The organism is Streptococcus oralis subsp. dentisani (assembly GCF_003944205.1).
Classification (GTDB): Bacteria; Bacillota; Bacilli; order Lactobacillales; family Streptococcaceae; genus Streptococcus; species Streptococcus oralis_BH.
This window is the reverse complement of the sequence record NZ_RJPH01000042.1, coordinates 1-680: the sequence shown is the minus strand read 5'-3', so window position 1 is coordinate 680 and position 680 is coordinate 1. Positions and strand designations below refer to the sequence as shown.

6 tRNA genes are annotated in these 680 nt (G+C 52.4%); all 6 read right to left on the bottom strand.

Annotated features, from left to right (window positions below):
- Positions 1-83 precede the first annotated feature (83 nt).
- A tRNA-Gln gene (locus D8805_RS10005) sits at positions 84-155 on the bottom strand.
- A 13-nt stretch (positions 156-168) separates the two neighbouring features.
- Positions 169-241: transfer RNA gene (locus D8805_RS10000), tRNA-His, on the bottom strand.
- Between the two features lie 14 nt (positions 242-255).
- Positions 256-326: transfer RNA gene (locus tag D8805_RS09995), tRNA-Trp, on the bottom strand.
- Positions 327-337: 11 nt separating this feature from the next.
- Positions 338-418 (bottom strand) — tRNA-Tyr (locus D8805_RS09990).
- Between the two features lie 14 nt (positions 419-432).
- Positions 433-505, bottom strand: a tRNA-Phe gene (locus D8805_RS09985).
- Between the two features lie 3 nt (positions 506-508).
- A tRNA-Met gene (locus tag D8805_RS09980) sits at positions 509-582 on the bottom strand.
- Positions 583-680: the final 98 nt, after the last annotated feature.

Below are 680 nucleotides of genomic sequence, written 5' to 3'. Positions count from 1 at the left end.
CGGGGTCGAACCGGCACGTCCTTGCGGACACTGGATTTTGAGTCCAGCGCGTCTGCCAATTCCGCCACGCCGGCAAATAGTAACTGGGGTAGCTGGATTCGAACCAACGCATGAGGGAGTCAAAGTCCCTTGCCTTACCGCTTGGCTATACCCCAATAATATAAAATAGGCGAGTGATGGGGATCGAACCCACGCATGCCAGAGCCACAATCTGGTGTGTTAACCACTTCACCACACCCGCCATAATTCTATAAACACGGGCAGTAGGAATTGAACCCACACTGAAGGTTTTGGAGACCTTAGTTCTACCTTTAAACTATGCCCGTAACTAAAGGAATGGAAGGGGAGGGATTCGAACCCCCGAACCCGAAGGAGCGGATTTACAGTCCGCCGCGTTTAGCCTCTTCGCTACCCTTCCTAGTCATAAGTATATGGCGCGAGACGGAATCGAACCGCCGACACATGGAGCTTCAATCCATTGCTCTACCAACTGAGCTACCGAGCCAAATTGCGGGAGCAGGATTTGAACCTACGACCTTCGGGTTATGAGCCCGACGAGCTACCGAGCTGCTCCATCCCGCGTTAATAATAAAAAGGAGGATGTGGGATTCGAACCCACGCACGCTTTTACACGCCTGACGGTTTTCAAGACCGTTCCCTTCAGCCAGACTTGGGTAATC